Source organism: Roseovarius sp. (assembly GCF_030373445.1).
GTDB lineage: Bacteria > Pseudomonadota > Alphaproteobacteria > Rhodobacterales > Rhodobacteraceae > Roseovarius.
Map to the genome: position 1 here is coordinate 230,694 of NZ_JAUCYU010000008.1, position 8,621 is coordinate 239,314.

Below are 8,621 nucleotides of genomic sequence, written 5' to 3' on the forward strand. Positions count from 1 at the left end.
GTCATTCACCTAAATAATCACCCATCCTGTTGACGATCAGAAACTTCCTTCGCTGCCCGTGGCGCAAATCCGTTGCGAGGTGTCGGGATTGTCGGACTCGAATTCCCGCGCACATGCTCTATCATGCGCGACAAAGGAGGCGCCCCATGTCCGAGACGATCAAGATCACGCTGGATGGCAAGGAAGTCGAAGCCGTGGCCGGCCAGACGATCTGGGAAGTGGCCCATGGCCGCGGGCTGGTGATTCCGCACCTGTGCCACAAGCCGGCGCCGGGCTATCGCCCCGACGGCAATTGCCGGGCCTGCATGGTCGAGGTCGAGGGCGAGCGCACGCTTGTCGCCTCCTGCATCCGCGAGGCGAAGGACGGCATGAACGTCACCACCAATTCCGCCCGGGCCGAGACGGCGCGCAAGCTGGTGGTCGAAATGCTGCTGGCCGACCAGCCCGAACAGGAAGAGGCGCACGACAAGTCGAGCCACCTGTGGGACATGGCAAAGCTTCAGGGCGTCACCGAAAGCCGTTTTCCGAAGCTCGAAAAGGACCGCGTGCCGCTTCTCGACGACAGCCACGTGGCCATGCGCGTCAATCTTGATGCCTGCATCCAGTGCAACCTGTGCGTCCGCGCCTGTCGCGAGGTCCAGGTCAACGACGTGATCGGCATGGCGGGCCGTGGGCACGATGCCTACCCTGTCTTCGACTTCGACGACCCGATGGGCGAATCGACCTGCGTGGCCTGCGGCGAATGCGTTCAGGCCTGCCCCACCGGCGCGCTGATGGAAGCCACCGTGCTGGACGAGGCACAGGTCGGCGACAGCGCCGATTACGACGAGGAAGTTCAAAGCGTCTGCCCGTTCTGCGGCGTCGGCTGCCAGGTCAGCCTGAAGGTCAAGGACGGCAAGGTGAAATATGTCGACGGCATCAACGGCCCCGCGAACGAGGGCCGGCTCTGCGTGAAGGGCCGGTTCGGTTTCGACTACATCCACCACCCCCACCGCCTGACCAAGCCGCTCATCCGGCGCGAGGATGCACCCGAGAAGGGTCTGAACGTCGACCCGTCGAACTGGCAGGAATTCTTCCGCGAGGCCGACTGGGAAGAGGCGATGGCCTTCGCCGCCGGCGGTCTGAAGACGCTGAAGGACGTGCATGGCGGCAAGTCGGTCGCGGGCTTCGGCAGCGCCAAGTGCACCAATGAAGAGGCCTATCTCTTCCAGAAGTTCATCCGCCAGGGCTTTGGCCATAACAACGTCGACCACTGCACCCGGCTGTGCCATGCCTCCTCGGTGGCCGCGCTGATGGAGAATGTCGGTTCCGGCGCCGTGACCGCGACGTTCAACGAGATCGAGAATGCCGACGTGGCCATCGTCATCGGCGCCAACCCGATCGAGAACCACCCCGTCGCCGCGACCTATTTCAAGCAGTTCACCAAGCGCGGCGGCAAGCTGATCGTGATGGACCCGCGCGGCGTTGGCCTGCGCCGCTTCGCGACCCACATGCTGCAGTTCAAGCCGGGCGCCGACGTGTCGATGCTCAACGCGATCATGCACGTGATCGTCGAGGAGAAGCTCTACGACCAGCAATATATCGAGGCCTTCACCGAGAACTGGGAGGCCGAGAAGGAGCACCTCGCCCAGTTCCCGCCCGAGAAGATGGAAGCGCTGTGCGGCATTCCCGCCGACACGCTGCGCGAGGTCGCCCGCGACTTCGCTACCGCCAAGCGCGGCATGATCTTCTGGGGCATGGGCATCTCGCAGCATATCCACGGCACCGACAACTCGCGCTGCCTGATTTCGCTGGCGCTGATGTGCGGCCATGTGGGCCGGCCCGGCACCGGGCTGCACCCGCTGCGTGGTCAGAACAACGTGCAGGGCGCCTCGGATGCGGGGCTGATTCCGATGTTCCTGCCCGACTACCAGTCCGTCACAGACGATGGCGTGCGCAAGGCGTTCACCGAGGTCTGGGAGTCCGGCGATTTCTCGAGCGAGAAGGGCCTGACCGTCACCGAGATCATGGATGACGTTCACGCCGGCAACACCCGAGGCATGTATATCCTGGGCGAGAACCCGGCCATGTCCGACCCCGATGTCGAACACGCCCGCGATGCGCTAGCCAAGCTCGATCACCTCGTGGTGCAGGATATCTTCCTGACCGAAACGGCGAACTACGCCGACGTGATCCTGCCCGCCTCGGCCTTCTACGAGAAGTCGGGCACCGTCACCAACACCAACCGGCAGGTCCAGATGGGCCGCCCCGCCGTGTCGCCCCCGGGCGAGGCGCGCGAGGACTGGATGATCACGGTCGAACTGGCGCAGCGCCTCGGGCTCGACTGGCGCTATGACAGCCCGGCGGACGTCTTCGCCGAGATGAAGTTGAACATGAAGTCCTTCGACAACATCACGTGGGACCGGCTGGCGAAAGAGAACGCGGTGACCTACCCGTCGCTCTCGCCCGAGGATCCGGGGCAGCCCATCGTCTTCGGCGACGGCTTCCCGCGCAGCGAAGGCCGGGCACGCTTCACCCCGGCCAGCGTCATCCCGCCGGACGATGTGCCGGACGCGGAGTACCCGATGGTCCTGACCACCGGCCGACAGCTCGAACACTGGCACACCGGGTCGATGACCCGCCGCGCCTCGGTGCTGGACGCGGTCGAGCCCGAGGCCAACTGCTCGCTGCACCCCTCGACGCTTCGCAAGCTGGGCGTCGAACCGGGCGGCATGATCCGGCTGACCACAAAGCGCGGCAGCATCGAGGTCATGGCCCGCGCCGACCGCGCCATCGCGCCCGACATGGTGTTCCTGCCATTCGCCTATGTCGAGGCGGCGGCGAACATCCTCACGAACCCGGCGCTCGACCCCTACGGCAAGATCCCCGAGTTCAAATACTCGGCCGTCCGGGTCGAGGCCGCCGACCCGGAGCAGGTCGCGGCGGAGTAAGATGTTGCACTGTGCTGGCCAGATGCGTTTGATAACGGAATGGCCAACGCAGTCTTCATTCAGAATCCTGAGTCCATTTACGAAGACAGACCGGGGATCTGCTATCATTTCCCGCGGCGATATCTGAAGACTGTCGAAGAGTGCGTCGGCGATTGGGTCGTATTCTACGAAGGGAAGCAAGGCGCACTGGGCTACGTCGCTGTGCAGAAAGTGACGTCTGTTACGCCTGATCAATCCCGCTCGGACCACTATTATGCATGGCTCGAGGCAAATACACTCTGGCAGTTCGAAAGGACTGTACCTCGCAATGATCCCGCGGGCTTAGCTTACGAGAATTCTCTTCGAGGCCAGGATGGTCGCGCTATCGCTGGGGGTGCGAGCGTTTCGGCTGTAAGGCGGCTCAGCTTCGACGAATTCACCAGGATTGTATCGGCCGGGTTGAAGCCACTGGAGGGCCCAAATGCTCTTCCGCGCGAGGCCGTTTCGCCGGAATACGAGTTCTCCGAGGACCAGGCCGCGTTTGAACAGGCGCCACTGACCGACATCAGAGCGATGATCCTGACGTCACGCCCGGCCCGAGAACAGTCATTTGCGAGAATGGTGAAGTGGGCCTACAACGGACGGTGTGCAATCTCCGGTCTTGATTTGAGGAACGGGTTCGGCAGGTCCGAGGTGCAGGCAGCGCATATTCGACCCGTGAAGGAGGGCGGCCCTGATATTATCATCAACGGTATCGCGCTGTCTGGAACTCTGCACTGGATGTTCGACAGAGGGTTGATATCGATCGGGGACGACTACGAAATCCTAGTCTCGGACAACAAGGTCCCAAGTGACGTGCGAAGGCGGCTGATTTCGCCGACTGGCAGACTGACGCTTCCCGATGATCCAAGACACCACCCGCACCCTGATTACATCCGGTTTCACCGCGAGTATGTCTACGGCGCCGCTTCCTGATCAGTCCCGGCCTGCCATATTGCCTCGGCGCCAAACCCAACGGCGGGCGACGCAGTAAGCGGGGGCGGGCATTGTCCGGCCCACCCTACCCCCAGTCGACATCCCCGAGGAAGATGTAGCCCGCCCCGTAGATGGTCTTGATCAGGCGGGGGTTCTTGGGGTCTTCGCGCAGCTTGGTGCGCAGGCGAGAGATGCGGACGTCCATTGCCCTGTCGAAGCTGTCGCCTGCGGCGCCGCCCAGCGCCTCCTGCATGGCCTGCCGGGAGATCAGCCGCTTGGGCCGTTCGAGGAACAGGCGCAGCACCTCGCCCTCGGCATGGGAAAAGGGCGTTTCGGCGCCGGTGTCATCCTCCAGCGCGTAGCGGTCGAAATGCGCCGTCCAGCCGTTGAAGCGGGCGGTATCGCCGGTTTGCGGCGTCGGTGTGTCGCGGCGCAGGCGGGCGCGGATGCGGGCCACCACTTCGGCCGGATCGAACGGCTTGATGATGTAGTCGTCGGCGCCCAGTTCGAGCCCCGTCACCCGGTCCTGGACCTGGGCGCGGCCCGAGATGATGATGACGGTCGCCCCCTGCTCCAGCGCCAGCCGGTGCACCAGCGTCAGCCCGTCGCGGTCCGGCAGCGACAGGTCGACGAGGCAGACATCCGGTTTCGTCTGCCGGATCGCCGCCTCGAACTCGGTCGCGCGGGAAAAAGCCATGGTGCGGAACCCGGCCTCTTCCAGCGCGTCGGACAGCATCGAGCGGATCGCGGGCTCGTCGTCGAGGATGGTAACCAGCGGCGCGGTCATGCGGCGGCCCCGGTGGCCAGAAGCGCTTCGAGCTCGGCGGCGGCGAAGGGTTTGCGCAGGACCGGCGCGCGGTCACGGGCGGCGCGGTGCAGCGGGTCGTCGGGCGGCAGCGAGGTCATCAGGTAGGCCGGGCAATGCCCCTCGGGCAGCGCATCGATTAGATCGAGCCCGGTCTGGTCGCCCTCGAGCGAGATGTCCGACAGGAGCGCCGAGATCTCCGGCAGTTCGGCCATCAGCGACAGGGCCTCGCCCGCGCTGGACGCCTCGATCACCATGTGGCCGGCCTCGCGCAGCATCTCGCGGATCGTGTCGCGCAGGTCGGGGCTGTCCTCGACCAGAAGCACCAACCCGGGCGCCGCCCCGCCCTCGGCCACGCGCAGGGGCAGGCGGATGGCGACACGCCCGCCGCCATCGGTGTTCGACAGGTGTACCCGCCCGCCCGCCAGCTTGGTCATGTCATAGACCATCGCCAGTCCGAGCCCCGACCCCTCGCCGCCTTTCGTCGTGAAGAACGGCGCCAGCGCGTGTTGCAGCGCCTGTTCGGAAAAGCCGGGGCCGGTATCCTCGACCGTGAATTCGAGCCATGTCTCGCGCACGCTGCGGGCCGTCAGCGTGATCCGGCCCGAGGCGCCACAGGCGTCGCGCGCATTGATCACCAGGTTGAGCAGCGAATCCTGCAACATGCCCGTATCTAGGCTGTAGGATGGTGCGTCGGCCAGGTTGTTGATCGACAGCTCCACCCCCTCCGGCAGGGTCGACAGGGCCAGCGTTTCGAGGTCGGAGAGGAACCGCGGCAGGTTGGTGGGCCGGGCGGTGTGTTCGCGCGGGCCGGTCATGTCGGCGATCCGGTTGAGCAGCCCGCCGCCCCGCCGTGCCGCCGAGATCGTGGCGTTGATCAGGCCGCTGGCCGCTTCCGGCAGGTCCATGCGTTGCAGCTTGGACTGCATGCCGAGGATGATGGTCAGCAGGTTCGAGAAGTCATGCGCCATGCCGCTGGTCAGTTGCGCCGCCATCTCGCGTCGGCGGGTCTGTTGCAGGGCGGCACGGGTCTGGGCCTCTTCGGTGACGTCCATCGACAGCAGGTAGACGCCGCCCTGCGTTTCGTCGGGCGTAAAGGCCGTGCGGATGCGGCGGGAACTGGGTTCGTGGGTGAACTCGAACACCGAAGCCTCGCCCGCGAAGGCCGCGTCGAGCCTTTCGCGGATCATGCCATAGGCCGCCCGATCGAGCGCCTCGTCGATGGGCAGGCCGATGATGTCGGATTTCGAGCCAGGCAGCACGGCACTGAGACGGCGGTTGGAATAGGTGTAGCGCCGGTCGCCGCCGACATGGGCGATATGGGCCGGCATCATCTCGGTCGTCAGCCTTGTGCGGGCCTCGGATTCGGTCAATTGCCGCTGGGCTTCCTCCAGCGCGGTGATCGTGGCCTGGAGGCGGCGGTTGGTGGCGGCCAGTTCCTCGGAATAGCCCAGAAGCTGGCCCGACAGCTCCTCCGAGCGGGTGCGGAGCAGGGTTTCCTGCTGCTTGACGCGGGTGATGTCGGTATAGACGGCAACCCACCCCCCCTGCGGCAGCGGTGAGCCCTCGACCGAGATCATCCGGCCGTTCGAGCGGGTCCGCTCCATGTAATGCGGCTTGAAGTCCATCGCGGTTTCGACCCTTGCCTGCACGGCCGCCTCGACATCCTCGACAGGGCCGTATTCGCCGCGCGTCACGAGGTGGCGGATCGTGTCCTCGAACCCGGCGCCGGGGGTGCAGAGCGCGTCGGGCAGGTTGAACATGTCGCGGAAACGCTGGTTGCAGATCACGAGTTGCAGGTCGCGGTCATAGATCGTCAGGGCCTGCTGGATCAGGTTCAGGCCCGCCATGGTCATCATGTCGGTCTGGAGCGAGTCAGCCATCGCGCGCGGCCCATTCCAGCGCGTCTTCCAGCCGGTCATCGCCCCAGAACAGCTCGTCGCCGACGGTGAAGCTCGGGGCGCCGAATATGCCGCGGCGGCCGGCCTCCTCCGTTGCCAGCCGGAGCGCGTGCTTGTTCTCGTCGCCTTGGGCTGCGTCGAAAATACCGTCGGGCAGCTTCGCCATCCCGGCGCAGGCCGCGATCACGTCGGGCTCGGAGATGTCCTGTGCCTCGGCGAACTCCATGAGATAGACGTTCTGGCAGAACGCCACCTTCGCCGCCCCCTCTGGTGCGGCCTGGGCCACGCGGGCGGCGAGCAGGCTGTTCTGCGGGAAGGGGTCGGGGCGGTGAAAGCCCAGCCCCAGCCTGTCGGCCCGGCGCGCCATGTCGCGCCACATGTAGTTGCCCTTGGCGTGGTAGATGTTGAACGGCGAGGTCTTCCAGCCCTGGCTGTTGAAGATCGGGCCCAGCAGGAACGGCCGCCAGACCACGTCGACCCCGGCCGCCTGGGCAAGTCCGGGCAGGCGCATCGCGCTGAGATAGGAATAGGTCGAGGCGAATTCGAACCAGAATTCCAGCCTGGGGCGTGCCATGCGGTCCTCCTTCCGCGCTGGATTGCAGGGGTCGATGCAGGTTTCCGGCGGCGGTCGGGTGGTGTCAAGCCTTGGCAGCCGGCCTGTTACAATTCGTAAGATTTGGGAAATCTTCAGGAAAAAGTTGACGGCAACGGTCGGGAGCACGCTTTATTGGGGAATGAATCGCCCCAAAGGCGATCTGTTCGCATTGCGGACAAAGGGAGGAGAAAACTTGGGTAAGTCGTCACAGGCGACGGATGGGCTTCGGTCCATTCCGGCGCTATTGCAGCGAAACGCAAGCCAATTCGCACATCGCCCCGCCTATCGGGAAAAGGAATTCGGCATCTGGCAAAGCTGGACCTGGGCCGAAACCGAGAAGGAGATCGAGGCGCTGGCCCTGGGCCTGCTGAACCTCGGGGTGAACGAGGGCGACTTCATCGCCATTGCCGGGCGAAACCGGCCGCATTTCTACTGGTCGATGGTGGCCGCGCAATCGGTGGGCGCGGTTCCCGTGCCGGTCTACCAGGATGCGGCATCCGACGAGATGGCCTATGTGCTGGAGCATTGCGGCGCGCGGTTTGCCATCGTCGAGGACCAGGAGCAGGTCGACAAGATCATCGACATCCAGGACAAGCTGCACCAGTTCGAGCACATGATCTATGTCGATCCGCGGGGCCTGCGGAAATACGACCATCACAAGCTGCACCAGTATGCCCATGTGCAGGAGCAGGGCCGCGCCGCACGGGAAGAGTTCATCGACGACCTCAAGGCGCGGCGCGAGAAGCTGGAGTATTCCAGCATCTGCGTGATGCTTTACACCTCTGGCACCACGGGCAAACCCAAGGGCGTGGTGCTGTCGAACCGCAACATCATCGAGGCCTCGAAATCCTCGGCCGAGTTCGACCATTTGCGCAAGGAGGACGAGGTGCTGGCCTACCTGCCGATGGCGTGGGTGGGCGATTACATCTTCTCGATCGGACAGGCCTATTGGTGCGCGTTCTGCGTGAACTGCCCGGAAAGCGCCGATACGATGCAGACCGACCTGCGCGAGATCGGGCCGACCTATTACTTCGCCCCGCCGCGGGTGTTCGAGACGCAGCTCACCAACGTGATGATCCGGATGGAGGATGCCAGCCGGCTGAAACAGCGGATGTTCCGCTATTTCATGGAGCATGCCCGGCGGGTGGGCCCGGCGATCCTTGACGGCAAGAAAGTGAGCGGCTGGGATCGATTCAAGTACTGGCTGGGCGACCTGTGCGTCTATGGCCCGCTGAAGGACACGATGGGCTTCGGCCGGGTGCGCGTGGGCTATACCGCGGGCGAGGCGATCGGGCCCGAGATCTTCGATTTCTACCGCTCGCTCGGGATCAACCTGAAACAGCTTTACGGCCAGACCGAGGCCTCGGTCTTCATCACCGTCCAGCCCGATGGCGAGGTGCGGTCGGACACGGTGGGCGTGCCCGCGCCGGGGGTGG

6 protein-coding genes are annotated in these 8,621 nt (G+C 64.9%); 3 read left to right on the forward strand and 3 right to left on the reverse strand.

Annotated elements, in window-relative coordinates; translation table 11 throughout:
• The first annotated feature begins 146 nt into the window (after positions 1–146).
• Positions 147–2,930, forward strand: coding sequence for a formate dehydrogenase subunit alpha (fdhF, locus tag QUV18_RS15895; RefSeq protein WP_300894992.1), 2,784 nt, complete (start codon positions 147–149; stop codon positions 2,928–2,930).
• 39 nt (positions 2,931–2,969) lie between these two features.
• A complete protein-coding gene (locus tag QUV18_RS15900; protein WP_300894993.1) occupies positions 2,970–3,884 on the forward strand; it encodes an HNH endonuclease in 915 nt (304 codons plus the stop codon).
• An 85-nt stretch (positions 3,885–3,969) separates the two neighbouring features.
• Here the strand turns inward: QUV18_RS15900 and QUV18_RS15905 are convergent, their stop codons facing one another.
• Genes QUV18_RS15905 through QUV18_RS15915 form a run of 3 tightly spaced genes read right to left on the reverse strand, consistent with a single transcriptional unit; the run spans position 3,970 to position 7,164 of the window.
• Positions 3,970–4,671 carry a response regulator transcription factor gene (locus QUV18_RS15905; RefSeq protein ID WP_300894994.1) on the reverse strand — a complete coding sequence of 234 codons (702 nt, stop codon included), beginning with the start codon at positions 4,669–4,671 and terminating at the stop codon, positions 3,970–3,972.
• Positions 4,668–6,572 (reverse strand): PAS-domain containing protein, encoded by a 1,905-nt coding sequence (locus QUV18_RS15910; protein ID WP_300894995.1) that lies wholly within the window; start codon positions 6,570–6,572, stop codon positions 4,668–4,670. Before QUV18_RS15910 ends, QUV18_RS15905 begins: the two co-directional genes overlap by 4 nt.
• Positions 6,565–7,164: a 2-hydroxychromene-2-carboxylate isomerase gene (locus QUV18_RS15915; protein WP_300894996.1), complete on the reverse strand. Its 600-nt coding sequence runs from the start codon at positions 7,162–7,164 to the stop codon at positions 6,565–6,567. The genes QUV18_RS15910 and QUV18_RS15915 overlap by 8 nt, the downstream gene beginning before the upstream one ends.
• 214 nt (positions 7,165–7,378) lie before the next feature.
• Here QUV18_RS15915 and QUV18_RS15920 point away from each other — a divergent pair.
• Positions 7,379–8,621 (forward strand): AMP-binding protein (locus tag QUV18_RS15920; protein WP_300894997.1); only part of this gene is annotated, 1,243 nt, incomplete at its 3' end.